Below are 25337 nucleotides of genomic sequence, written 5' to 3'. Positions count from 1 at the left end.
TCAGGCGGCGCGACGCGCCGAGGCCGGTGCGCAGCCGGCTACGCTTTGCAGCCAGCCGAGGCCTTCCGTCGTGGTGGTACGGGGCTTGTATTCGCAGCCGACGTAGCCGGCATAGCCGAGCCGGTCGAGCAGCGCGAACAGGAACGCATAGTTGATCTCGCCGGTGCCCGGCTCGTTGCGGCCCGGGTTGTCCGCGAGCTGGACGTGGCCGATCGATGCGAGGTTGCGTTCGATCGTCGCGGCCAGTTCGCCTTCCATGCGTTGCATGTGATAGATGTCGTACTGCAGGAACAGGTTGTCCGAGCCGACCGCGCGGATCACGTCGAGCCCTTCCGACGAGCGGTTCAGCGCGAAGCCCGGGATGTCGAAGCTGTTGCACGGCTCGACGAGCAGGCGGATGCCTTCGCGCTTGAGCGCGTCGGCCGCGAAGCGCAGGTTGTCGACGATCGTGACGAACGTCTTGTCGCGCGCCGTGCTCGCCGACGGGATGCCGACGAGGCAGTTCAGCTGCGGCACCTTCAGCGCCTTCGCATACTCGATCGCACGGCCGACGCCTTCCTGGAATTCGCCGACGCGATCGGGCAGGCACGCGATGCCGCGCTCGCCCTGATCCCAGTTTCCGGCGGGCAGGTTGTGGAGCACGAGGCGCAGACGGTTGGTCTCGAGCCGTTCGGCGAGTTCCTCTTTCGCATACGGGTACGGGAACAGGAACTCGACGGCGTCGAAGCCCGCGTCCGCGGCCGCCTTGAAGCGGTCGAGGAACGGCACTTCGTTGAACAGCATGGTCAGGTTTGCAGCAAACTTCGGCATGAGCTAAGCCTCTTCGGTCGGTCAGTCAAAAAAGTCTTGCGGTTCAGTCGAGCATCGAGATCGCGGTCGGGGCATGCTCGGCCTTTTCGGCGAGATCCTCGAATTCGTTGATCGCATCGATTTCGGTGCCCATCGAGATGTTCGTCACGCGCTCGAGGATCACTTCGACGACCACCGGCACGCTGAACTCTTCCGCGAGCGTCTGCGCCTGGCGCAGCGCCGGCTCGATCTCTTCCGGCTTGAACACGCGCAGCGCCTTGCAGCCGAGGCCTTCCGCGACGGCCACGTGGTCGACGCCATAACCGTTCAGTTCCGGCGCGTTCACGTTGTCGAACGCGAGCTGCACGCAGTAGTCCATGTCGAACGCGCGCTGCGCCTGGCGGATCAGCCCGAGGTACGAGTTGTTCACGACGACGTGCACGTACGGCAGCTTGAATTGCGCGCCGGCCGCCAGTTCCTCGATCATGAACTGGAAGTCGTAGTCGCCGGACAGCGCGACGATCGGGCGGCTCGGATCGGCCGCACGCACGCCGAGCGCGGCGGGGATCGTCCAGCCGAGCGGGCCGGCCTGGCCGCAGTTGATCCAGTTGCGTGCCTTGAACACGTGCAGGAACTGCGCGGCGGCGATCTGCGACAGGCCGATCGTGCTGACGTAGCAGGTATCGCGGCCGAACACCTTGTTCATCTCTTCGTACACGCGCTGCGGCTTGACCGGCACGTTGTCGAAGTGCGTCTTGCGCTGCAGCGTGCGCTTGCGTTCCTGGCAGTCGGCGACCCACGCGCTGCGGTCCTTCAGCTTGCCGGCGGCCTTCCATTCCTGCGCGACCGCGACGAACAGCTCGAGTGCCGCCTTCGCGTCGGACACGATGCCGAGATCCGGGCCGAACACGCGGCCGATCTGCGTCGGTTCGATGTCGACGTGCACGAACTTGCGGCCCTTCGTGTAGACCTCGACGCTGCCCGTGTGGCGGTTCGCCCAGCGGTTGCCGATGCCGAGCACGAAATCCGATGCGAGCATGGTCGCGTTGCCGTAGCGGTGCGACGTCTGCAGGCCGACCATGCCGGCCATCAGCGGGTGGTCGTCGGCAATCGCGCCCCACGACATCAGCGTCGGGATCACCGGCACGCCGACCGTTTCGGCGAACTGCACGAGCAGGTCTTCGGCCGCCGCGTTGAGCACGCCGCCGCCCGACACGATCAGCGGCTTGTCCGCGTCGTTGAGCATCGTGAGCGCCTTCTCGATCTGCGCACGGGTGGCCGCGGGCTTGTAGACCGGCAGCGGTTCGTACGTGTCGATGTCGAATTCGATTTCGGCGAGCTGCACGTCGATCGGCAGGTCGACCAGCACCGGGCCCGGACGGCCCGACCGCATCAGGTGGAATGCCTGCTGGAACACGCGCGGCACGAGCGCCGGTTCGCGCACGGTGACGGCCCACTTCGTGACCGGCTTCGCGATCGATTCGATGTCGACGGCCTGGAAGTCTTCCTTGTAGAGACGCGCGCGCGGTGCCTGGCCGGTGATCGCGAGGATCGGAATCGAATCGGCGGACGCGGAGTAGAGGCCGGTGATCATGTCGGTGCCGGCGGGGCCCGACGTGCCGATGCACACGCCGATGTTGCCCGGTGCCGCACGCGTGAAGCCTTCGGCCATGTGCGACGCGCCTTCGACGTGGCGCGCCAGCACGTGGCTGATGCCGCCCGACTTGCGCATGGCCGAGTAGAACGGGTTGATCGCTGCGCCCGGCACGCCGAACGCGGTCTGGATGCCTTCCTTCTCGAGCACGAGTACGGCTGCGTCGACGGCTCTCATCTTGGCCATGAATGTCTCCTTGGATAGTGGAATCTTGCGAATCGGTCTGTTGAGGACACTTTAGGGATGCAGGAAAGGTTTGATAAGATCAGCCGAAGTCGCTTATTTCGAAACTAAAAGTATGGAATGACGGCCGGACGGGGCTTCCCGCCGGTGTCGGAACGGAGACGGAGACGGGAGATGGATCGCTTCAAGCAGATCGAGACGTTCGTGCGGGTCGCGGACGCGGGCAGCCTCGCGGCGGCGGCGCTCGAGGAGGGCGTGTCGCCGGTGGTGCTCGGGCGGCGCATCGACGCGCTGGAGAAACGCCTCGGCGTGAAGCTGATGTACCGCTCGACGCGGCGGCTGGTCGTCAGCGAGGAGGGCGCCGCGTTCCTCGAGCGCTGCCGCGGGCTGCTGTCCGAATGGGATCAGGCCGAGAACGAGCTGGCCGCCGGCCGGCGCGCGGTCAGCGGGCACCTGATCGTGTCGGCGCCGGCCGCGTTCGGGCGCAAGCACGTCGCGCCGCACGCGCCCGGCTTCCTGGCCGACAAGCCGGAGATGCAGCTGTCGTTCAACCTGACCGACCGCGTCGTCGATCTCGTGCGCGAAGGCTACGACCTGTCGATCCGGATCGGCGGCGCGGTCGATCCGAACTTCGTCGCGGTGAAGCTCGCGTCGAACCGGCGCGTCGTGTGCGGCACGCCCGACTATTTCCGCAAGCACGGGCGGCCGAAGTCGCTTGACGACCTGCTGAAGCACAACTGCCTGGCGTTCAACCTGCAGGGCGGGCAGAACCGCGGCTGGTACTTCCAGCGTCACGGCAAGATCGCGACGATGCGCGTGACCGGCAATCTCGACTGCAACGACGGCGAGCTGCTGCACCGCTGGGTGGCCGAGGGGCTCGGGCTCGGCTGGCGTTCGACGTGGGAAATCGCCGCGCAGCTCGAAACGGGCGAGCTCGAGACCGTACTCGACGAATACGCGCTGCCCGACTACGACATCCTCGCGGTCTACCCGCAGCAGCGCTACGTGCCGGCGCGCGTGCGCTATTTCATCGACTATCTGCGCGCCGCGTACGCGCGCCCCGGTTACTGGAGTACCACGCCATAACGGGCGGCCGGCTGGGCCGTCCGGCGATTTTTTACGCTTCATGCGCACGGCGCGGGAATAAACTCGACGCAGCAGCGGTAAGGTCATCGAGCGCGCACGTTGCCGGTCTGTCCGGGTGCCGTGCGCGGAACGGGCGCGGCGTCGGCCGCCGGGACCAGGGAGGCCATGTGGGGCAAGCCGGACAGGCGGTCGATGACCGGGCGGCGGACGATGCGCGCGCGCGCGGCGAGCGGTTTCGCGCGCTCGTGCTGCCGCATCTCGACGCCGCGTACAACCTCGCGCGCTGGCTGAGCGGCAGCGCCGGCGATGCGGACGACGTCGTGCAGGACGCGTGCATGCGCGCGCTGCGCTTCGTCGATTCGTGTCGCGGCGACAACGCGCGGCCGTGGCTGCTGACGATCGTGCGCCACACCTGGTACACCGAGTGGCGGCGGCGCACGAAGGCGCACGAGGTCGCGCTGCCCGACACGCTCGACGACGCCGACGTCCCGGACGACTGGCAGCCGGCGACGGAGGACCCGCTCGCGCACCTGCTGCGCGGCGAGAACGTGCGGCTCGTGAATGCGGCGCTCGCGAAGCTGCCGCCCGAATACCGCGAGGTGCTCGTGCTGCGCGAGATGGAGGACCTGAGCTACCGCGAGATCGCGGCGATCGTGGACGTGCCGGTCGGCACGGTGATGTCGCGGCTCGCGCGCGGCCGGCGCAAGCTCGCCGCGCTGCTGGGCGGCGCGCCCGCGCCGGCGACCGAAGGCCGGCCGGGCCGTGCGCCGGCGGGCGGAACCGCATCGGAGGCTATCGATGGACTGTAACGAAGCGCGAGCGTTGCTGGACGCGGACGTCGACCGCGAGCTGTCGGCGCCCGATGCGTTGCGGGTCCAGCAGCATGTCGACGGGTGCGATGCGTGCCGCCGCGAACGCGCGCGGATCGTCACGCTGGTGCAGGCCGTGCGGCAGGCCGATTATCACCGCGCGCCGGACGCGCTGCGCGCAAGCCTCCTCGCGAGCCTGCCGGCAGCGGCCGACGCGCGTGCCGATGCGCCGTCGCGGGCCGAGCCGCGGCCGGAGTCCCCGCCACCGCCGCCCCGGCGGCCGCGCGGGCGCGACTGGTTCGCGTGGCTGACCGGGCGGGGCGGGGCGGCACGCCCGGTATCGACCGGCACCGGCCCGCGCGTGGCCGCGCTGCCGGGCCTCGGCTGGGGCGTCGCGTTGCTGATGGCGCTCGCGGCGGCGGGCGGAATGGCATGGTCGGGCCGCCACGCCGACACCGCCCGTACGGTCGACGAACTGGTCGCGAGCCACGTGCGGGCCGACCTGTCGGCGCGCGACATCGACGTGATCTCGACCGACCGGCACACGGTCAAGCCGTGGTTCAACGGCCGGCTCGACTATGCGCCGCCGGTCGAGGATCTCGCGGCGAGCGGCTTCGCGCTGGTCGGCGGCCGGCTCGACTACGTCGGGCGGCGCCGCGTCGCGGTGCTCGTCTACCGCCACCGGCAGCACGTGGTCGACGTTTACGTGCAGCCGGCCGGGGAGCGGCCGGCGGCCCCGTACGCGACCGTGTCGCAGGGCTATGCGCTCGACCGCTGGAACGCGGCCGGGATGACGTGGTGGGCCGTGACCGACGCCGAGCCGTCGGCGCTGGCGGCGTTCCGGACGGCGCTCGACGCGCGACTTGCCGGCACGCATAACGAGTGACCGTTGCGCCGCGCGGCCGGCGCGCTTGCGCTCCGACCCCGACTGCAGAAGGGCCGAGCGGCGGCCGCTTGCCCGACATACGCGCTCAAGTCTTTGAAAATACGGCCGAATCCGTCCGCGCATCGTCGATTGGCCTTGCATGCGTCCCGTAACCGGGTTAGAATCTTCGGCTTCTCACTTGCCACACCGGTTCAGACGCCCGGGTGGCTTTAATCCACAAGGAGTGTGTAATGCGTCATTACGAAATCGTATTCATCGTGCACCCCGATCAAAGCGAGCAAGTGCCCGCGATGATCGAGCGTTACAAGTCCACGATCACGTCGCACGGCGGCCAGATCCACCGTGTCGAAGACTGGGGCCGTCGCCAACTGGCCTACATGATCGAGAAACTCGCGAAGGCTCACTACGTCTGCATGAACATCGAGTGCGACCAGACGACGCTCGACGAACTCGAACACGCGTTCAAGTTCAACGACGCCGTGCTGCGCCACCTCATCGTCAAGATGAAGAAGGCCGAAACCGGCCCGTCGCCGATGATGAAGGAAGTTCAGCGCGAAGAAGCCAAGAAGGCGGCTGCAGCTCAGCCGGCCGAAGCGCAGGCTTAAGTTCGTCACTCATTAAGCCATCAAGGAGCGCGCCACTCACGTGAACAGGTTGCAATTGACGGCGAGCGTCGTCGAACGCGCACCGGTGCGATATACGCCGGCCGGTGTTCCGATCGCAAGCGCCACGTTGCATCACCGCACGGAAGTCGTCGAAGCAGGCATTCCCCGTCAGGTCGAAATGACGATCGAGGCGGTGGCGGCCGGTGAGGCGAGCGGCAAGCTGGAAAGCCGTGAAATGGGCGTCGAAACGCTGTTCACGGGCTTCCTGGCCAAGAAAAGCCGCAACGCGAGAACCTTGGTGTTTCACATCACAGCATTGCAGGACATTGGAAAGGACTGAAATCATGCCCCGCCCGACTGGTAAGAAATTCGACAAGCGTCGTCAGCAACAAAACCCGCTCTTCAAGCGCAAGAAGTTCTGCCGTTTCACGGCTGCAGGCGTCGAGCAGATCGACTACAAGGACACGGAAACGCTGAAGGACTTCATCGGCGAAAACGGCAAGATCACGCCGGCTCGTCTGACGGGTACGAAGGCGCACTATCAGCGTCAGCTGGATACGGCCATCAAGCGTGCGCGTTTCCTCGCGCTGCTGCCGTACACCGATCAGCACAAGGCGTAATCAGGCGACGCAATAAGGAGAATTCGAATGCAAATCATTCTGTTGGAAAAAGTCGCCAATCTGGGTAACCTCGGCGATATCGTCAAGGTCAAGGACGGTTACGCTCGCAACTTCCTGATCCCGAACCGCAAGGCTCGCCGTGCAACGAAGGAAGCGATCGCCGAATTCGAAGTGCGCCGCGCTGAACTCGAAAAGATCGCCGCTGAAAAGCTGGCCGCATCGCAGGCAGTCGGCGAGAAGCTGAACGGCCAGTCGTTCGAAATCACGCAGAAGTCGGGCGTGGACGGCCGTCTGTTCGGCTCGGTCACGAACGGCGACGTCGCGGAACTGCTGAAGAAGGCAGGCTACGAAGTCGAGAAGCTGCAAGTGCGCATGCCGGAAGGCCCGCTGAAGATGATCGGCGAGCACAACGTCCAGGTCGCGCTGCACACGGACGTCGTCGTCGACGTCACGATCAACGTGATCGGCGACCACGCGTAAGCGTATGCAAGCTTGCCGGGCGGCTTCCGCCGTCCGGACAAGGGCAGGCGCCCGGGCAACCGGGGCCTGCCTTTTTTATTGCCCGATCGCGGGCAAGCGGTGGTAGCGCTGCCGCCATCTATTCGCGATAATCCCAACCCATGAACGCGCCGCAAGATCCCCAAATCGAATCGCTGAAAGTCCCGCCGCATTCGGTCGAAGCCGAACAGTCGGTGCTCGGCGGCCTGTTGCTCGACAACGCGGCATGGGACCGGATTGCCGACTTCCTGTCGCAGAGCGACTTCTACCGCTACGACCACCGGATCATCTACGAGCACATCGGCCGTCTGATCGCGTCGACGCGCCCGGCCGACGTCGTGACCGTGTACGAAGCGCTGACCACGTCCGGCAAGGCCGACGATGTCGGCGGGCTCGCATACCTGAACGCGCTCGCGCAGAATACGCCGAGCGCGGCGAACATCCGTCGCTATGCGGAAATCGTGCGTGACCGCGCGGTGCTGCGCCGGCTCGTGTCGGTCGCCGACGAGATCTCGGCCGACGCGTTCAATCCGCAGGGCAAGGAAGTCCGCCAACTGCTCGACGAAGCCGAATCGAAGGTGTTCTCGATCGCCGAGGAGGGCGCGCGCGGCAACCAGGGCTTCCTCGAGATCGGCCCGCTGCTCACGCAGGTGGTCGAGCGCATCGACACGCTGTACCACACCGCGAACCCGAGCGACGTCACCGGCACGCCGACCGGCTTCGTCGACCTCGACCGGATGACGTCCGGGATGCACGGCGGTGAACTGATCATCGTCGCGGGGCGCCCGTCGATGGGTAAGACCGCGTTCTCGATGAACATCGGCGAATACGTCGCGGTCGAGTACGGGTTGCCGGTCGCGGTGTTCTCGATGGAAATGCCGGGCACCCAACTCGTGATGCGTATGCTCGGCTCGATCGGCCGGCTCGACCAGCACCGGATGCGTACGGGCCGCCTGACGGACGAGGACTGGCCGAAACTGACGCACGCGGTGCAGAAGATGAGCGAGGCGCAGCTCTTCATCGACGAGACGGGCGGCCTGAATCCGATGGAATTGCGCTCCCGCGCGCGGCGTCTGGCGCGGCAATGCGGCAAGCTCGGCCTGATCATCGTCGACTACCTGCAGCTGATGTCGGGTTCGTCGCAGGGCGAGAACCGGGCAACCGAAATTTCGGAAATTTCGCGATCGCTGAAGAGCCTCGCGAAGGAGCTCGACGTGCCGGTGATCGCGCTGTCGCAGCTGAACCGCGGCCTCGAACAGCGCCCCAACAAGCGTCCGGTGATGTCGGATTTGCGCGAATCGGGCGCAATCGAACAGGATGCGGACGTGATCCTGTTCATTTACCGCGATGAGGTCTACAATCCCGACAGCCCTGACAAGGGGACGGCCGAAATCATCATCGGCAAGCAGCGTAACGGCCCGATCGGGCCCGTTCGGCTCACGTTCCTGGGGCAATACACGAAGTTCGACAATTTTGCCGGGGCGCAGACCTTCTACGGCGAGTAAAGCCGGTTGTAAACACCTATTTCGCCAAATGTTGTATCCAATCCCGGCGTGCGCATATGCGCACGTCGCGTCGCGACCGGAACCGGTACAATGTCGCCCGTTTTCGTGACAGTAGTTTGACAATCTCTCAGGAATCCCATGTTCGGTCGATTCATGCCCACCGAGGGCAAGTTCTTTGAACTCTTCAACTCGCACGCGAAGCACATCGTTTCCGGTGGCCGCGAGCTCGAACTGCTGATCGACAATCTCGCCGACGCCGAGATTCACAAGCAAAACGTGCAAATCGCCGAGAAGGCCGCCGACAAGCTCACGCACGAGGCGATCGATCTGCTGCACAAGACCTTCATCACGCCGCTCGATCGCGACGAGATCCACAAGCTGATCACGACGATGGACGACATCCTCGACCTGATGGAAGACGTCGCGACGGCCGTATCGCTGTACGACGTGCAGTCCGTCACGTCCGAGGCGAGCCAGCTCGCGCACATCGTCACCCAGTCGGCGCAGCACGTGCAGCAGGCCGTCGGATTGCTGTCCGACATGAAACAGTCGGCGCAGATCCTCAAGCAATGCGAGGAAATCGACCGCTGGGAATCGGAAGCCGACCGCGTGCTGCGTGCGGCGATGTCGAAGCTGTTCCGCGAGGAAGACGACGTGAAGACGCTCATCAAGCTGAAGGCGATCTACGAGCTGCTCGAAGAGATCACCGACAAGTGCGAGGACGTCGCGAACATCATCGAAGGCATCGTGCTGGAAAACGCCTGAGCGGACCACGATGCATTCGATACAACTCGCCCTATGGATGGTCGCGACGCTGGTGCTCGTCGCGCTCGTATTCGACTTCATGAACGGCTTTCACGACGCGGCGAACTCGATCGCCACCGTCGTGTCGACCGGGGTGCTGAAGCCCCAGCAGGCCGTGGTGTTCGCGGCCGCGTTCAACGTGATCGCGTACTTCATCTTCCACCTGAAAGTCGCGCAGACCGTCGGTAAAGGCACGATCGATCCCGAAATCGTCGACCACTACGTCGTGTTCGGCGCGCTGGTCGGCGCGATCGGCTGGAACGTGATCACGTGGTACTACGGGATTCCGTCGAGCTCGTCGCACGCGCTGATCGGCGGTCTCGTCGGTGCGGCGCTCGCGAAATCGGGCTGGAGTTCGCTGAACGTCGACGGGCTGCTGAAGACGATCGCGTTCATCTTCATTTCGCCGCTGCTCGGTTTCATCCTCGGTTCGCTGTTCATGCTCGGCGTGTCGTGGCTGTATTTCCGTACCGCGCCCAGCAAGGTCGACCGGCGCTTCCGCCGGCTGCAACTGCTGTCCGCCGGCCTGTACAGCCTGGGCCACGGCGGCAACGATGCACAGAAGACGATCGGCATCATCTGGATGCTGCTGATCGCGAGCGGCTACGCGTCGGCCACCGCCGATGCGCCGCCGGCATGGGTGATCGGCGCGTGCTACCTGTCGATGGGCCTCGGCACGCTGTTCGGCGGCTGGCGCATCGTGCGGACGATGGGCCAGAAGATCACGAAGCTCAAGCCGGTCGGCGGCTTCTGCGCGGAAAGCGGCGGTGCGATCACGCTGTTCGTCGCGTCGTTCCTCGGCATTCCCGTGTCGACCACGCACACGATTACCGGCGCGATCGTCGGTGTCGGCGCGACGCAGAAGTTGTCGGCCGTGCGCTGGGGCGTCGCCGGCAATATCGTGTGGGCGTGGGTGCTGACGCTGCCGGCGGCCGCGCTGTTCGCGGCCGGCGGGTGGTGGCTCGGGCACCAGATCTTCTGATCGTCGACGCTTTCCGGTTGACACGAAATGCGCCGCAAGCCGAAAGGCTGCGGCGCATTTTCTTTTGGGGGCGCGGGAGAGGGGGGCGGCGAGGCGGTGGCGGGTGGCAAATGCCGCCCACGTCGTGACGGTCGGGGTCGAGCAACGGGTCAGTAACTGCCGGTCGCAAACCGCGCGATCGGATCGTCCGCGGTACTGGTGCGCGGGCTGACGGGTGCGGATTGCGTCGACGCACGCAATACCTGCACGGGCGTGGGCTCGATACTGCGTGTCGGCGTCGACGCGGTGGCGGGCGGCGGCTCGGCATCGAAGGCGGCGGCCTGGGCGGCCGTCAGTGCGGTCGTCGGAATCTGCGTACCGACCTCGGCCGGGGCGGCCGGTGCTGCATTGGCCGTCATCGCCGGCGCGGCGCCATTCGCCGACGTCGCTTGCTGTTGCGCCGCCTGCATCCGCGGGGGCGGCGGTTCGTACGGATCGGCGGCCGTTGCCGGCGGTGCCGCTGCGGCCGTCGTCACGACCGGCGTGGTCGGAATGGCCTGCGCCTGCGTCACGCTTGCTTGCGACGGTGCATACGTCGGCTGCCGCGGCGCGGCGGCGGCCGTCATGACCACCGGAGCGGCCGCGGTCGGGTTGCGCGGCTCGTCGCGCTTGGCCTCGTAGGTCGGCGCATCGAACGGCGTCGGGGCCGAGCGCGGCGGCGCGACGCGGCGAATGCCGTCGAAACGCTTGGCCCAGTACGGGTTCGTCAGGTAGTCGAGCCGCACGGTGCCGCCCGTCGACGGTGCGTTGACGAAGCGCAGCTTGCCGACGTAGATGCCGACGTGCGAATGCGGCCGCCCGGTCGTATTGAAGAAAATCAGGTCGCCCGGCGCGATCTGGTCGGGTTCGATCGACACGCCGCGGCCGCTCATGTCGGCGGTCGTTCGCGGCAGGTTGACATCGGCCGCGCGGCCGATCACGTAGCGCACGAGCCCGCTGCAGTCGAAGCCGCTCGTCGGCGTGTTGCCGCCCCAGCGATACGGGACGCCGACGAGGCTCATCGCCTGGATCGAGATTTCTTCCTGGCCGACGCTGTGGTCGACGAATTTCGGGAAATTGGCCGGCGCCGGGAAGGCGCGCGGCGTCGTGATCTTCATCCCCGAAGCGGAGCGCGATGCCGACTGCGGCGGCACGCTGGAGCAGGCCGCAAGCAGGGAGACGACGGCGACGGGAACCCAGATTCGAAGCATGGCAAGGCGGGCGAGCGCGGCGCGCTCGCGAATCGTATGACAACAGACAGACCCGATGGTAGACGCTCCGGCAGGGCTTAAGCAACCATTCTTGATAATTTACTTGAAGTTTCGCGCGTAAACTGCGTTGTTGCGTGACGAAGCGTTATCTTTGTCTTCGACCCCAAATAAAAACGGCGCTCCGGAAACGGAGCGCCGCGTGGCGTCGAAAGCCGGCCGCTCGGCCGGCCTGCGCGTTACAGAATGTCCGACGCGTAATCGGCGAGCCGCGAGCGTTCGCCGCGCGCGAGGGTCACGTGGCCGCTGTGGCCCCAGCCCTTGAAGCGGTCGACGACGTAGGTCAGGCCCGAGCTGCCTTCGGTCAGGTAAGGCGTGTCGATCTGTGCGATGTTGCCGAGGCACACGATCTTCGTGCCGGGGCCCGCGCGCGTGACGAGCGTCTTCATCTGCTTCGGCGTCAGGTTCTGCGCCTCGTCGATGATCAGGTACTTGTCGACGAACGTGCGGCCGCGCATGAAGTTCATGCTCTTCACCTTCAGGCGCGATCGGATCAGCTCCTGCGTCGCGGCACGGCCCCATTCGCCGGCGGCATCGTCGGTCTTCTGCAGCACTTCGAGGTTGTCGTCGAATGCGCCCATCCACGGCTGCATCTTCTCTTCCTCGGTGCCGGGCAGGAAACCGATGTCCTCGCCGACGGGCACGGTCGCGCGCGTCACGATGATCTCGTTGTAGCGCTTGTCGTCGAGTACCTGCGCGAGGCCGGCCGCGAGCGCGACGAGCGTCTTGCCGGTGCCGGCCTGGCCGAGCAGCGTGACGAAGTCGATCTCGGGGTTCATCAGCAGGTTCAGCGCGAAGTTCTGCTCGCGGTTGCGCGCGGTGATGCCCCACACGTTGTTCTTGTGGTGGCTGTAGTCGCGCAGCGTCTGCAGCAGCGCCGTCTTGCCGTTCAGCTCGCGGACGATCGCGTGGAACGTCGGCTCGCCGTTCTGCGGCTCGAGATAGACGAACTCGTTGACGAGCATCGACGCGACGAGCGGGCCGGTCACGCGGTAGTACGTGGTGCCCGTCTTCGTGTCCTGCCAGCTCTCCATGCCCTTCGCGTGCTTGGTCCAGAAGTCCTGTGGCAGTTCGCGCACGCCGGTGTAGAGGAGATCCTTGTCCTCGAGCACCTGGTCGTTGAAGTAGTCTTCCGCGGGCAGGCCGAGCGCATGCGCCTTGATCCGCATGTTGATGTCTTTCGACACCAGCACGACCTGGCGGTCGGGCCGGTCGCGCTGCAGCGCGCGCACAACGCCGAGGATCTGGTTGTCGGCCTTGCCCTCGGGCAAGCCTTCGACCGGCGCGATGTCGGCGAGCTTCGTCTGGAAGTACAGGCGGCCGAGCGCCTCGCGGCTGCCGAGGCGCGACAGCGGGATGCCGTCCGAGATCGGGCCGCCGTCGGCGACGAGCGCGTCGAGCGTGCGGCTGACCTGACGGGCGTTACGCGCGACTTCGGACATCCCCTTCTTGTGGTTGTCGAGTTCCTCGAGCGTCATCATCGGCAGATAGACGTCGTGTTCCTCGAAACGGAAGAGGCTGCTCGGGTCGTGCATCAGCACGTTGGTGTCGAGCACGAACAGTTTCTGCTGTTCGACTTCGGCGGGCTTGCGGCTGCGCGACTTCGTCGCGGCGCCGGCATCACGCGCGGGCGCGGCGGCCGGTTTCCCGGCGGCCGGCTTGTCGTTGCGTGCAACGACCGGTGCCGCGGGTGTCGCAGGCGCCTGCAGCGGCTGCAGCAGCGCGGCCGTCTGTCGGGTCTTGCGGCCGCGCGCGGGCGCGCTCGCGGCATCGGGCGCCGAAGACGCGACGGCACGCAGCGGCGCGGCCGTGTTCGCGGCTTCGATCATCGGTTGGGCCACGCTGGCCGGACCATAGTCACCGGCTGTGGATGCGTCCCCTTCGGCGGATTTCTTCGCGGCTTTCGCGGGCCGCGCTTTCGCCTTGTATTCGTCGGGCGGCAGCAGGCTGCCGAGCTTGCTGGGGGGAGTAGGCAAAGGCATGGTGTCCCTCGGGAGGAATCGTGTCGCATGGCGTGCGCCGCTGATCGCATCCTGCGTGACGTAGACGCATGCAGTTTGCGCGCGGTGGCGCACAGGAATTTCGTCTAGCCGGTTCGCCTAAGTGTCGATCAGCTCCTCGATGCGGTAAGGGCCGGACCGGGGAGGGCCGGCGCGCGTTCCATAAAAAAAGCCGCTGCCCCGTCGACAGGGACATGCGGCTCGGCTGATGCCGTCGTGATGCGCGTCAGGTGCCGGGAAGCATTGCAACGGGCACCGGCGCAGCTACGAGAAATATGGGGCGAACTGGCATTCATTGCGGCCCAATATAACGCGCCTCAAAGCGCTTGTACAGCCTTTAGCACGTCGTCCACGTGACCCGGCACCTTGATGCCGCGCCATGCCTGGCGAAGCACGCCGTCGGCGTCGAGCAGGAACGTCGAACGCTCGATTCCGCGCACTTCCTTGCCATACATTTTCTTCATCTTGATGACATCGAACAACGCGCACAGCGCTTCGTCGGCATCGGAGATCAGCGGGAACGGCAGTTCGAGCTTGGCCTTGAAATTGTCGTGCGAGCGCAGGCTGTCGCGCGACACGCCGATGACTTCCGCACCGGCCTTCTTGAACTTCGGATAGAGATCGCGGAACTGCAGCCCTTCGGTCGTGCAGCCCGGCGTGTTGTCCTTCGGATAGAAGTACAGCACGAGCTTCTTGCCCTTCAGGTCGGACAGCGAAATGTCGCCGCCCGTGGCCGGTGCGGTGAAATCGGGAACTTGACGGTCAACTTCGACAGACACGTGTTTCTCCTGTTGTTATGGAAGGGCGCCGCTGCGGCGGCGCGGTTCGGCGGGGCGTCGCGGCAGCGCGCCGCGGGGGCGGAGCGGCGACGCCGGCTCGCGTGCGAACTTCAGTCGGGCTGGACGATCAGTTCGCCGGAGCGGCCGGGGATTTCGCCCCACGTGACAGGGTACGATGGCAGCGAGTCGCGGTCCAGCGCCGCGTGGTAGTCGCCCATCGTCGCAAACGTGTGGCCTTGCGCACGCCAGCCGGCGAGCAGCTGTTCGAACACGGGCGCGAGTTTCTGCCCTTCCAGTTCCGCATGCAGCGTGAACACCTGGTCGTGCGGATTGGTTTCGGTGAACTTGAGGATGTGCGCGGCGACGTTGTGCGTGTCGACGCCGTCGATGCCGAGCACTTCGTCGAGCGTGGGCAGCGTGGTCGGCATCTGCACGTGCGACAGCGTGCGGCCGCCGACGACGGGCAGGTACGGCGAATGGCCGCGACCGTCGGACGCGTAGCGCATCCCCCATGCATCGATCTGCTCGAACGCGGCATCGTTCATCTGCCAGCCGGCCGCGCCGTGCGTGACGGGCGGCGCGCCGAAGATCTCGCCGAAGCGCGCGTGACTCTTCTGCATTTCACGCGCGGTCCAGTCGCGATCGCGGACGCGCACGTTGTCCTGCCAGTACACGTGATCCCACGTGTGGATCCCGCATTCGAAGCCGGCCTCGTGAATCGCGCGCATGTCGGCGATCGCACGGCGGCCGATGTCCGGGCCGGGCAGCAGCACGCCGTACATCAGCTGCTTCACGCCGTAGTGCTCGACCACCGACGTGCGCGACACCTTCTTCAGGAAGCCCGGGCGGAACACGCGCCGCAACGCCCAGCCGGTGTGATCCGGCCCGAGGCTGAAGAGGAAGGTCGCGCGCGCATTGAAGCGGTCGAAGATGCGCGCGAGGTTCGGCACGCCTTCGCGCGTGCCGCGCAGCGTGTCGACGTCGATCTTGAGGACGATACGAGCCAAGCGAACGTCCCGGTCAGCCTTGCTGTTCGACGAGCGCGCGCGCGTCGGCGACGTGGCCGCGATACGCTTCGAAGATGTTGCGCAGCGCGTCGTCGAACGTCGCCTGCGGCGCCCAGCCGAGCTCCTGCATCGTGTTGTCGATCTTCGGCACGCGGTTCTGCACGTCCTGGTAGCCGTTGCCGTAGTAGGCGCCGGACGTCGTTTCGACGAGCTTCACCTGCTTGGCCGAATCGGCGTACTCGGGGAATTCCGCGGCCAGTTCGAGCATCTTGTGCGCGAGTTCGCGAACCGAGAAGTTGTTCTTCGGATTCCCGATGTTGTAGATCTTGCCCGACGCGACGCCGTCCTTGTTCTCGATGATCTTCATCAGCGCGCTGATGCCGTCGCCGATATCGGTGAACGCGCGCTTCTGCGAGCCGCCGTCGACGAGGCTGATGTTCTCGCCGCGCACAATGTGGCCGAGGAACTGCGTGACCACGCGCGAGCTGCCTTCCTTCGGCGTGTAGATCGAGTCGAGGCCCGGGCCGATCCAGTTGAACGGGCGGAACAGCGTGAAGTTCAGGCCTTCCATCCCGTAGCCCCAGATCACGCGGTCCATCAGCTGCTTCGAGCACGCGTAGATCCAGCGCGGCTTGTTGATCGGGCCGTAGGTGAGCGCCGACGCGTCCGGGTCGAACTGCTCGTCCGAGCACATCCCGTAGACCTCGGAGGTTGACGGGAACACGAGGTGCTTGCCGTACTTGACGGCCGAGCGGACGATCGGCAGGTTCGCCTCGAAGTCGAGCTCGAACACGCGCAGCGGCTGCTGGACGTAGGTGGCCGGCGTGGCGATCGCGACGAGCGGCAGGATCACGTCGCACTTCTTCACGTGATACTCGACCCACTCCTTGTTGATCGTGATGTCGCCTTCGAAGAAATGCATCCGCTCGTGGTTGACGAGGTCGCCCAGCCGGTCGGTCTGCATGTCCATGCCGAACACTTCCCAATCGGTGGTTTCAAGAATGCGCTTCGACAGGTGATGGCCGATGAAGCCGTTCACACCCAGGATCAGGACTTTTTTTGCTTTCATGAATGACGGGAAGAATGAATGAACTGCGCGAATTCCGCGGGCGTCACGACGGTTTCGCTGCCGTCGCGCTGCTGCCGGAGCTCGAGAATGGATAGGGCGCGGCTGTCGCCGCAGACGCCGAATAGCGCATTATCGCTTACGTGCAGGCCGGGCGGCAAATCTGCCGCGGCGGCCGCTGCCGCGCTGCCGGGCGCCGCGAGGCGCGCGCGCGCGATCACGAAGCGGGCGCCGTCGATGTCCGTGAATGCGCCCGGATACGGGGGCGCGACCGCGCGCACCAGGTTGTAGACCTGCGCGGCCGGCTTTGACCAGTCGACGCGGCCGTCCTCGGGCTTGCGCCCGCCGTAGTAGCTGCCGGTCGCGAGATCGTTCGGCAGGTGCGACGCCTCGCCCGCGAGCAGCGCGGGCAGCACGCGCCACAGCGTCTGCTCGGCGGCCACCGTGACCTTGTCGAACACCTGCGCGGCCGTGTCGTCCGGCAGGATCGGCACCGCGGTCTGGCCGATGATCGCGCCCGCGTCCGGCTTGGCGGCCATCTCGTGCAGCGTCGCGCCGGTTTCGGTCTCGCCGTTCAGCACGGCCCAGTTGGTCGGTACCCGACCCCGGTATTTCGGCAGCAGCGAACCGTGCATGTTGTACGCGCCGCGCGGCGCGATCGCGAGCAGGTCCACCGGCAGCATGTGGCGGTAGTAGAACGAGAAGATGAAATCGGGCTGCGCGTCGGCCACCGCGCGGCGCAGCGCCGGATCGGTCGGGTCGGCCGGCGTGACGACCGGAATGCCGTGCTCGGCCGCGACGGACGCGACGCTGCCGAACCAGATGTTCTCGTTCGGATTGTCCTCGTGCGTGACGACCAGCGCGACGTCGACGCCGCGCGCGAGCAGCACCTGCAGGCACCGCACGCCGACGTTGTGATATGCGAAGACGACCGCGCGCGGCTTCATTGCGCGGCTCCCGGGCGGTTCGCGGCGGCCGGCACCGGCGGCATGCCGTCGTGCTGCTCGAGCACGGCCTGGATCAGGTAGCGGGGACGCGCGCGCACCTGCTGGTAGATGCGGCCGACGTATTCGCCGAGCAGGCCGAGCGCGAAGATGATCACGCCGAGCAGGAAGAACGTGATCGCGAACAGCGTGAACACGCCTTGCACTTCCGCGCCGACGATGAAGCGGCGCACGAGCAGCAGCACGAACAGCGCGGCGGAGCCGAGCGACAGGATCACGCCGATGAACGACAGCCACTGCAGCGGCACGACCGAGAAGCCCGTCACGAGGTCGAAGTTCAGCCGGATCAGGCTGTACAGCGAGTACTTCGATTCGCCCGCGAAGCGTTCCTCGTGCGCGACCTCGATTTCGGTCGGGTTCTGCGCGAACGTGTACGCGAGCGCGGGGATGAACGTGTTGACTTCGCCGCACACGTTGATCGTGTCGATGATGCGGCGGCTGTACGCGCGCAGCATGCAGCCCTGGTCGGTCATCTTGATGCGCGTGATGCGCTCGCGCAGCCGGTTCATCATCTGCGACGCCTTGCGCCGCCACAGGCTGTCCTGGCGCTGCTTGCGGATCGAGCCGACGTAGTCGTAGCCCTCGCGCATCTTCGCGATCAGCTTGCCGATTTCCTCGGGCGGGTTCTGCAGGTCCGCGTCGAGCGTGATGACGATCTCGCCGCGCGACTGCGCGAAGCCCGCGAGGATCGCCATGTGCTGGCCGTAGTTGCCGTTGAGCAGCACGACGCGCGTCGTGTCGGGCCGGACGTGGAACTGATCGGCGAGCATCGCGGCCGAGCGGTCGCGGCTGCCGTCGTTGATCAGGATCACTTCGTACGACGTGTCGAGGGCGTCGAGCGCCGGATACAGCCGCGCGAACAGCGCGGCGAGACCGTCTTCCTCGTTGTACACGGGGATGATGACCGAGACTTCGGGCCGGCCGGTGTCAAGATGCGCGGCGCCCGGATGTCCAGCGCGTGCTTCAAGGTGACTCATGTACGCTTATTTTCCGTATTGTTCGCAAATCTGATTGACGGCGTCGACCACGCGACGCACGTCGCCTTCCGTCATCTGCGTAAACAGCGGCAGCGTGACGGTCGACGCGCCGTACCGTTCGGCGTGGGGGAACATGCCCTCCTTGAAACCGCGCGCACGGTACAGCGTGAAAAGATGGATCGCCGGGTAGTGGATGCCCGTGCCGATGCCGCGTTCCTTCATCTGCGCCATGAATTCGGCGCGCGTGATCGTCAGCCGCTCGAGCGGCAGCGTGACCAGGAACATGTGCCAGTTGCCGTTCTCGAATTCGGCGACGGGCAGGCCGACGCCGAGCTTCGCGGCCGCGCCGCCGTCGAACGCGGCGAAATACGCGCGCGCGAGTGCGCGGCGCTGCGCGGTGAAGCGCTCGAGGTGCGGCAGCTGGCCGAGGCCGACGCGCGCGGCGACGTCGGTCAGGTTGTACTTGCCGCCGAGCACGTCGCAGTCCATTCCGTCGAAGCCGGTGCGCGTGATGCCCTGCAGCCGGTACTTCTGCGCGAGCACCGCTTCGTCCTCGTTGTTCAGCACGAGCGCGCCGCCTTCGATCGTCGTCAGGTTCTTGTTCGCGTGGAAGCTGAACGACACGAGGTCGCCGATCGCGCCGATGCGCTTGCCGTGCCACGTCGAGCCGAACGCCTGCGCGGCATCCTCGATCACGCGCAGCTTGTGCGCGCGGGCGATCGCGTACAGGCGGTCCATGTCGACCGGCAGGCCGGACAGGAACACGGGGATGATCGCCTTCGTGCGCGGCGTGATCGCCTGCTCGAGCTTGTCGAGGTCGATGTTGCGCGTGACGGGATCGATGTCCGCGAACACGGGCGTCGCGCCCGTTTCGATGATCACGTTGCTGGTCGAGACCCACGACGCCGGCGTCGTGATCACCTCGTCGCCGGGGCCGACGCCCGCGATGCGCAGGCCGATCTCGAGCGTGCAGGTGCCCGAATTGAATACGCGGACCGGACGGCCGCCGCAGTACTCGGACAGCGCCGCCTCGAATTTCTGGCACTGCGGGCCGGTGGTGATCCAGCCCGAGCGCAGCACCTCGACGACGCCCTGGATGGTTTCCTCGTCGATCTCGGGGCGGGTGAACGGCAGAAACGGGGCGGTAGTCTGGCTCATGAACGCGTTTGGCCTGTAATGGCGTGTAATAAAAGGGTCGGGCGATCCGCCCGAAACCGGCATTAAACACCGGTTGGCGGATTCGTACCGTGATTTTTTGTAGGCGGACGCTTAACGCCGCGGGCCGTGCTCAGCTGCGCGCGAGCACGAGCACACCGATCAGGATGATGCCGATGCCGACGAGCCGCTGGACCGACAGCACCTCGCCGAACAGGTACCACGCCGCGAACGCGTTGACGACGTACCCGAGCGACAGCATCGGGTACGCGATCGACACGTCGACCCGCGACAGCCCGACGATCCACACGACGACGCTCAGCACGTAGCAGCCGAGGCCGCCGATGATCGGCAACTGGGTCGCGATCTTCAGGCCGACCGGGATGATGTTCGCACGGCTGAATTCGAAGTGTCCAACGGCGTTGACGCCGGCTTTCAGCAGAAGTTGCGCACAGGCGTTGAGCATCACGCCGGTGATGATGCAGACGAACGAAACGGGGTTCATGCGGGAGGCGTCCTTACGATTGCGGTTTCTCGACGATCACGCGCCGGTTGTCGCGCGCGATCACGCGCATCGGCACGCCTTCCTTGACCAGCGCGTCGTACTGGCCGGGCGGCATGATCGCGAGCGCGTGGGTTTCCTGCTTCCAGCGCGTGATCCATTCGCCGACGGTCGGAATCCACTTGTTCGGCTCGACCGAGATCCCGAACGCGAGCTCGTCCTGGCGCTGCACCATGATCGTCGTGTGACCCATGTAGAACGGGAACGTGTGGTCGAGCATTTCGATCGAGTAGAACGGCGTGTCGGGCGGCAGCTTCGCCAGTTCGGCGCGCACGGCCGGCGCGAGCAGCGCGCCCGAGCTGTAGCGGCCGAACTCGTCGTGCCCGGTGCCGCCGATCGTGCCGAACACGAGCCATGCGGCGCCGAACGTGGCGAGCGCGGCGGCCACGCCCGCGCGACGGTTCAGCCACGCGGCCGCGAGCGTCAGCGCGGCCGCGACCGCGAGGCCGGCGTACAGCCACATCTGGAACGCCCGGTACAGCGCGTTCGGCGTGCGGGCGTCGCCCTGGTACGCGAGGAAGACGATCCCGAACGCCGCGGCGACGAAAAACACGAGGTAGCCGAGCAGGTGGCGACGGAAGCGGTCGGCCGTCATCAGCGGCAGGTACGCGCCGATGATCAGCGCGAGCGCCGGTGCGACCGGCAGCACGTACGAGATCAGCTTCGAATGCGACGCGCTGAAGAACAGGAAGATGAACGCGCCCCAGATCAGCAGCACGAGCATCGGCGCGAAGCCGTTCGGCTGGCGCGGCATCCGCACCGCATGGCGGATGCTCTGCCACGCGACCGACAGCCACGGCAGGAAGCCGACCAGCAGCACGGGCACGAAGTAGTACAGCGGACCCGGGCGGTTCTGTTCCGGGGTCAGGTACCGGCGGAACTGCTGGACGATGAAGAAGAAGTTGAAGAACTCGGGGTTGCGCTGCTGGACGAGCACGAACCACGGCGTGACGATCGCGAAGAAGATCACGAGGCCGCTGACCAGGTACAGGCGCTTCCACAGCGCCCAGTCGCGCGCGACCAGCGTGTACAGCACGAGCACGGCGCCGGGCAGGATCAGGCCGACGAGGCCCTTTGACAGCACCGCGAACGCCATCGCGGCCCAGCACGCCCACATCCAGCCGCGCACCGCGGCCGGGCGCAGCCCGGGCCGCTGCGCGAGCAGCAGCGAGCAGAGCGACAGCGCCATCCAGAACGCGAGCCCCATGTCGAGCGCGTTGAAGTGGCCCATCAGGTTCCAGTACGGCGAGCTGGCCAGCACGACGGCGGCGAGGAAGCCCGACAGCGGGTTGAACAGGCGCGCGCCGGTGTAGCCGACGAGCAGCACGCCGGCGAAGCTGGCCACGGCGGTATAGAGGCGCGCCTGCCATGCGCCGATGCCGAACCACGCGAACGTCAGCGCGTTCAGCCAGGTCTGCAGCGGCGGCTTCTCGAAGTACTTGTAACCGTTGTAGCGCGGCGTGATCCAGTCGCCGGTGACGAACATCTCGCGCGCCATTTCCGCGTAGCGGCCTTCGTCGCTCGGGATCAGGTGGCGCAGCCCGAGCGGCGCGAACCAGACGATCGCGAGCGCGACGAGCAGGAGGACGAGCGTGATGCGATTGAGCGGTAGCCTCGACGGCGTATCGTTCATGGGTTTTCAGCCTGTTGGTTGTTGTGACGGGCCGCCGGCGGGTGGCGCCGGGGGCGGGCGGCCTGGCCGGGCCGATCGGGGGATCGACCCGCTGCGCCGGCCCGAGTTTTACCGCATCGGGGATTAACGTTCAATTAAGAGCGCGGCGGCGACTTTGCGGCCCTCGGCCATCAGGATGTTGTAGGTGCGGCAGGCGGCCTGGAAATCCATCGTTTCGACGCCGATCCGCTGCGCGGTGAGCGCCGCGACGAGCCGCGGGTGCGGGAAGCGCAGCCGCGCGCCGCTGCCGAAGATCACGAGTTCGGGCGTCGGCTCGAGCAGCATCGCGAAATGCTCGGGCGCGAGCGCGTCGAACGACGACACGGGCCAGGCCTGGACCGGCGCGCCGGGCAGCACGATGACGCTGGTTTCGTGGCGTTCGAGATTGACGTCGACATAATCGGGGCCGTAGCCGGTGACGGTGTTGAGCGCGCCGCTCGCGTCCTGGTGCAGTTTCAAATCGGTATTCCGCGGTTCCGTAGGGGAATGGATTGGCCGGGCCGTGCGGGCCCGGCTGGCCGGTTTCGCGCGCCCGGGCACGCGGGGACGCCTGACGGCGCGGGCCCGGCGCGGCTATGGTGCATTGCGAAAGTCGGCCAAAATCCGCTAAATTATAACTTTTTGGTCGCCCCCGGGCGCCACTTGCGTCGTGCGTCGCCACAAGCCGCGTCCGACCGCCGCTTTTTCCCAGTCTAGACAGCGCGCACAGACCGGCCGCTTTCCAGTTTTGATCCCGTCCCCCCGGCCGCAAGGCCAACCCAGGAACCGTGTCGTCGTGAAACCGATTCAGAAGTCGAACAAGCTGCTCAACGTCTGCTACGACATCCGTGGCCCGGTGCTCGAGCACGCGAAGCGCCTCGAGGAAGAAGGCCACCGCATCATCAAGCTGAACATCGGCAACCTCGCGCCGTTCGGTTTCGACGCGCCCGACGAGATCATCCAGGACATGATCCGCAACCTGCCGGCGTCGTCCGGCTATTCGGATTCGAAGGGCGTGTTCTCGGCGCGCAAGGCCGTGATGCACTACACGCAGGAAAAGGGCGTCGTCGGCGTCGGCCTCGACGACATCTACATCGGCAACGGCGCGTCCGAGCTGATCGTGATGGCGACCCAGGCGCTCCTGAACGACGGCGACGAAGTGCTGCTGCCCGCGCCCGACTACCCGCTGTGGACGGCGGCCGTGAGCCTGTCGGGCGGCACGCCGGTCCACTACGTGTGCGACGAGCAGAACGCGTGGATGCCCGATCTCGACGACATCCGCCGCAAGATCACGCCGAACACGAAGGCGATCGTCGTGATCAACCCGAACAATCCGACCGGCGCGCTTTATTCCGACGAATTGCTGCTGGAGCTGCTCGAGATCGCGCGCCAGCACGGGCTGATCGTGTTCGCCGACGAGGTCTACGACAAGATCGTCTACGACGGCCTCGAGCACACGGCGCTCGGTGCGCTGTCGGAGGACGTGATCACCGTCACGTTCAACAGCCTGTCGAAGAGCTATCGCTCGTGCGGCTACCGCGCGGGCTGGATGGCCGTGTCGGGCCTCGGCGGCGACAACCGCCAGCGCGCGAAGGATTACCTCGAGGGGCTCGGCATCCTGTCGTCGATGCGCCTGTGCGCGAACGTGCCCGGCCAGTTCGCGATCCAGACGGCGCTCGGCGGCTATCAGAGCATCAACGAGCTGATCGTGCCGAGCGGGCGCCTGTACAAGCAGCGCGAACTCGCGTATGACATGCTGACGTCGATCCCGGGCGTGACCTGCGTGAAACCGCAGGCCGCGCTGTACATGTTCCCGCGCCTCGACCCGAAGCTCTATCCGATCCAGAACGACCAGCAGTTCATTCTCGACCTGTTGCTCGAGGAGCGCGTGCTGCTCGTCCAGGGCACGGGTTTCAACTGGACGACGCCCGACCACTTCCGCGTGGTCTTCCTGCCGAACCTCGACGACCTGACCGATTCGATCAACCGGATCGCACGCTTCCTCGACGGCTACCGCAAGCGCCATTCGGTCTGAGCGGGCAGGACCACACGGAACTCACTACTTCTTACTCATCGATCACACGCAGCATGGAACCGATCAAAGTTGGCCTGTTGGGCTTCGGCACGGTGGGCAGCGGCACCTTCACGGTGCTGCGCCGCAACCAGGAAGAAATCAAGCGACGCGCGGGGCGCGGCATCGAGGTGGCGCGCATTGCCGTGCGCAACCCGGCCAAGGCGCAGGCTGCGCTCGGCGGTGACGCCGCCGCCGCGCAGATCACCGACGATTTCAACGCGGTCGTCGACGATCCGTCGATCGCGATCATCGCCGAGATGATCGGCGGCACGGGCATCGCGCGCGAGCTCGTGCTGCGCGCGATCGCGAACGGCAAGCACGTCGTGACGGCGAACAAGGCGCTGCTCGCGGTGCACGGCACCGAGATCTTCGAAGCCGCGCGCGAGAAGGGCGTGATGGTCGCGTTCGAGGCGGCCGTCGCCGGCGGCATCCCGATCATCAAGGCGCTGCGCGAAGGCCTGACCGCGAACCGCATCCAGTACATCGCCGGCATCATCAACGGCACGACCAACTACATCCTGTCGGAAATGCGCGACCGCGGGCTCGACTTCGCGACCGCGCTGAAGGCCGCGCAGGAGCTCGGCTACGCGGAAGCCGATCCGACCTTCGACATCGAAGGCGTCGACGCCGCACACAAGGCGACGATCATGAGCGCGATCGCGTTCGGCGTGCCGGTGCAGTTCGACCGCGCGTACGTCGAGGGCATCAGCAAGCTCGACGCGACCGACATCCGCTACGCGGAGGAGCTCGGCTACCGGATCAAGCTGCTCGGCATCACGCGCCGCGCCGAAAACGGCATCGAGCTGCGCGTGCACCCGACGCTGATTCCGGAAAAGCGCCTGCTCGCGAACGTCGAGGGCGCGATGAACGCGGTCGTCGTGCACGGCGACGCAGTCGGCACGACGCTGTACTACGGCAAGGGCGCGGGCGCGGAGCCGACCGCGTCGGCCGTCGTCGCGGATCTCGTCGACGTCACGCGCCTGCACACGGCCGACCCCGAGCATCGCGTGCCGCATCTCGCGTTCCAGCCGGACAGCCTGTCGAACACGCCGATCTTGCCGATCGAGGAAGTGACGAGCGGCTACTACCTGCGCCTGCGCGTCGCCGACCAGACCGGCGTGCTCGCCGCGATTACGCGCATCCTCGCCGAATCGGGCATCTCGATCGACGCGCTGCTGCAGAAGGAATCGGAGCAGATCGACGGCGCGAACGGCGAGACCGACATCATCCTGATCACGCACGAGACGGTCGAGAAGAACGTCAACGCGGCGATCGCGCAGATCGAGAGCCTGGCGACGGTGGTCTCGAAGGTCACGAAGCTGCGCATGGAAGCGCTGAACTGAGCCGAGGACGAC

Annotated in this window: 25 protein-coding genes and 1 pseudogene; 13 read left to right on the top strand and 13 right to left on the bottom strand. The window is 66.3% G+C overall.

Features of this window, described 5'->3' with window-relative positions; all coding sequences use genetic code 11:
• Positions 1–810, bottom strand: a complete 810-nt coding sequence (gene hyi / locus DFS13_RS10055; RefSeq protein WP_006485952.1) for a hydroxypyruvate isomerase — start codon at positions 808–810, stop codon at positions 1–3.
• Between the two features lie 43 nt (positions 811–853).
• Positions 854–2629: a glyoxylate carboligase gene (gene gcl / locus DFS13_RS10050; protein ID WP_006485953.1), complete on the bottom strand. Its 1776-nt coding sequence runs from the start codon at positions 2627–2629 to the stop codon at positions 854–856.
• Between the two features lie 171 nt (positions 2630–2800).
• Between gcl and DFS13_RS10045 the strand changes: the two genes are divergently transcribed.
• From DFS13_RS10045 to DFS13_RS10000, 10 genes are all read left to right on the top strand, one after another.
• Entirely contained in the window at positions 2801–3712 is a 912-nt protein-coding gene (locus tag DFS13_RS10045) for a LysR family transcriptional regulator (protein ID WP_006496376.1), read from the top strand.
• A gap of 167 nt (positions 3713–3879) precedes the next feature.
• Positions 3880–4521, top strand: coding sequence for an RNA polymerase sigma factor (locus tag DFS13_RS10040; RefSeq protein ID WP_048985914.1), 642 nt, complete (start codon positions 3880–3882; stop codon positions 4519–4521).
• On the top strand, positions 4511–5407 hold the full coding sequence (locus tag DFS13_RS10035) for an anti-sigma factor (protein ID WP_048985915.1): 897 nt from the start codon (positions 4511–4513) through the stop codon (positions 5405–5407). Before DFS13_RS10040 ends, DFS13_RS10035 begins: the two co-directional genes overlap by 11 nt.
• A 230-nt stretch (positions 5408–5637) precedes the next feature.
• Positions 5638–6012, top strand: coding sequence for a 30S ribosomal protein S6 (gene rpsF, locus DFS13_RS10030; RefSeq protein WP_006486255.1), 375 nt, complete (start codon positions 5638–5640; stop codon positions 6010–6012).
• A 40-nt stretch (positions 6013–6052) separates the two neighbouring features.
• Entirely contained in the window at positions 6053–6352 is a 300-nt protein-coding gene (gene priB / locus DFS13_RS10025; RefSeq protein WP_006486250.1) for a primosomal replication protein N, read from the top strand.
• Between the two features lie 4 nt (positions 6353–6356).
• A complete protein-coding gene (gene rpsR, locus DFS13_RS10020; protein WP_006486248.1) occupies positions 6357–6632 on the top strand; it encodes a 30S ribosomal protein S18 in 276 nt (91 codons plus the stop codon).
• A gap of 27 nt (positions 6633–6659) precedes the next feature.
• The gene (gene rplI, locus DFS13_RS10015) at positions 6660–7112 is read left to right on the top strand and encodes a 50S ribosomal protein L9 (protein WP_006486256.1); all 453 of its coding nucleotides are present in this window, start codon (positions 6660–6662) and stop codon (positions 7110–7112) included.
• 140 nt (positions 7113–7252) lie between these two features.
• On the top strand, positions 7253–8635 hold the full coding sequence (locus DFS13_RS10010) for a replicative DNA helicase (RefSeq protein ID WP_111441690.1): 1383 nt from the start codon (positions 7253–7255) through the stop codon (positions 8633–8635).
• 138 nt (positions 8636–8773) lie between these two features.
• Positions 8774–9400: a DUF47 domain-containing protein gene (locus tag DFS13_RS10005; protein ID WP_006486252.1), complete on the top strand. Its 627-nt coding sequence runs from the start codon at positions 8774–8776 to the stop codon at positions 9398–9400.
• A 10-nt stretch (positions 9401–9410) separates the two neighbouring features.
• Positions 9411–10421, top strand: a complete 1011-nt coding sequence (locus tag DFS13_RS10000; protein ID WP_006486254.1) for an inorganic phosphate transporter — start codon at positions 9411–9413, stop codon at positions 10419–10421.
• 149 nt (positions 10422–10570) lie between these two features.
• Here the strand turns inward: DFS13_RS10000 and DFS13_RS09995 are convergent, their stop codons facing one another.
• Together DFS13_RS09995 and DFS13_RS09990 are read right to left on the bottom strand one after the other, a co-directional pair.
• Positions 10571–11650, bottom strand: coding sequence for a C40 family peptidase (locus DFS13_RS09995; protein ID WP_111441689.1), 1080 nt, complete (start codon positions 11648–11650; stop codon positions 10571–10573).
• Between the two features lie 236 nt (positions 11651–11886).
• Positions 11887–13689, bottom strand: a complete 1803-nt coding sequence (locus tag DFS13_RS09990) for a PhoH family protein (protein ID WP_111441688.1) — start codon at positions 13687–13689, stop codon at positions 11887–11889.
• Between DFS13_RS09990 and DFS13_RS40800 the strand changes: the two are divergent.
• Positions 13585–13826, top strand: a pseudogene (locus DFS13_RS40800) (hypothetical protein); the annotation flags it as partial. The gene DFS13_RS09990 and the pseudogene DFS13_RS40800 overlap by 105 nt on opposite strands.
• Positions 13827–14024: 198 nt before the next feature.
• On the opposite strand, the gene DFS13_RS09980 reads toward DFS13_RS40800, so the two are convergent.
• The 9 genes from DFS13_RS09980 to DFS13_RS09940 form a co-directional block, all read right to left on the bottom strand.
• On the bottom strand, positions 14025–14486 hold the full coding sequence (locus tag DFS13_RS09980) for a peroxiredoxin (RefSeq protein WP_006482867.1): 462 nt from the start codon (positions 14484–14486) through the stop codon (positions 14025–14027).
• Positions 14487–14596: 110 nt separating this feature from the next.
• Entirely contained in the window at positions 14597–15493 is an 897-nt protein-coding gene (locus DFS13_RS09975; RefSeq protein WP_006482870.1) for a polysaccharide deacetylase family protein, read from the bottom strand.
• A gap of 13 nt (positions 15494–15506) precedes the next feature.
• Positions 15507–16562, bottom strand: a complete 1056-nt coding sequence (locus DFS13_RS09970; protein WP_006482864.1) for a bifunctional UDP-4-keto-pentose/UDP-xylose synthase — start codon at positions 16560–16562, stop codon at positions 15507–15509.
• The gene (locus tag DFS13_RS09965) at positions 16559–17506 is read right to left on the bottom strand and encodes a formyltransferase (RefSeq protein ID WP_048985918.1); all 948 of its coding nucleotides are present in this window, start codon (positions 17504–17506) and stop codon (positions 16559–16561) included. The genes DFS13_RS09970 and DFS13_RS09965 overlap by 4 nt, the downstream gene beginning before the upstream one ends.
• The gene (locus DFS13_RS09960) at positions 17503–18540 is read right to left on the bottom strand and encodes a glycosyltransferase (RefSeq protein ID WP_034201635.1); all 1038 of its coding nucleotides are present in this window, start codon (positions 18538–18540) and stop codon (positions 17503–17505) included. Before DFS13_RS09960 ends, DFS13_RS09965 begins: the two co-directional genes overlap by 4 nt.
• A 6-nt stretch (positions 18541–18546) precedes the next feature.
• On the bottom strand, positions 18547–19698 hold the full coding sequence (locus DFS13_RS09955) for a DegT/DnrJ/EryC1/StrS aminotransferase family protein (RefSeq protein ID WP_006482866.1): 1152 nt from the start codon (positions 19696–19698) through the stop codon (positions 18547–18549).
• Positions 19699–19828: 130 nt separating this feature from the next.
• Positions 19829–20200, bottom strand: a complete 372-nt coding sequence (locus tag DFS13_RS09950; protein ID WP_011352303.1) for an EamA family transporter — start codon at positions 20198–20200, stop codon at positions 19829–19831.
• Positions 20201–20213: 13 nt separating this feature from the next.
• Positions 20214–21890 carry a glycosyltransferase family 39 protein gene (locus DFS13_RS09945; RefSeq protein WP_111441687.1) on the bottom strand — a complete coding sequence of 559 codons (1677 nt, stop codon included), beginning with the start codon at positions 21888–21890 and terminating at the stop codon, positions 20214–20216.
• Between the two features lie 123 nt (positions 21891–22013).
• A complete protein-coding gene (locus DFS13_RS09940; protein ID WP_006482859.1) occupies positions 22014–22388 on the bottom strand; it encodes an Mth938-like domain-containing protein in 375 nt (124 codons plus the stop codon).
• 316 nt (positions 22389–22704) lie between these two features.
• On the opposite strand from DFS13_RS09940, the gene DFS13_RS09935 reads away from it, so the two are divergent.
• Positions 22705–23943: a pyridoxal phosphate-dependent aminotransferase gene (locus tag DFS13_RS09935; protein ID WP_111441686.1), complete on the top strand. Its 1239-nt coding sequence runs from the start codon at positions 22705–22707 to the stop codon at positions 23941–23943.
• Between the two features lie 53 nt (positions 23944–23996).
• Positions 23997–25325: a homoserine dehydrogenase gene (locus tag DFS13_RS09930; RefSeq protein WP_006482858.1), complete on the top strand. Its 1329-nt coding sequence runs from the start codon at positions 23997–23999 to the stop codon at positions 25323–25325.
• Positions 25326–25337: the final 12 nt, after the last annotated feature.

Origin of the sequence: Burkholderia sp. 28_3 (genome assembly GCF_003253915.1) — a bacterium.
In the GTDB taxonomy this organism is placed as follows: domain Bacteria; phylum Pseudomonadota; class Gammaproteobacteria; order Burkholderiales; family Burkholderiaceae; genus Burkholderia; species Burkholderia cenocepacia.
This window is presented reverse-complemented; position numbering and strand designations above follow the sequence as displayed.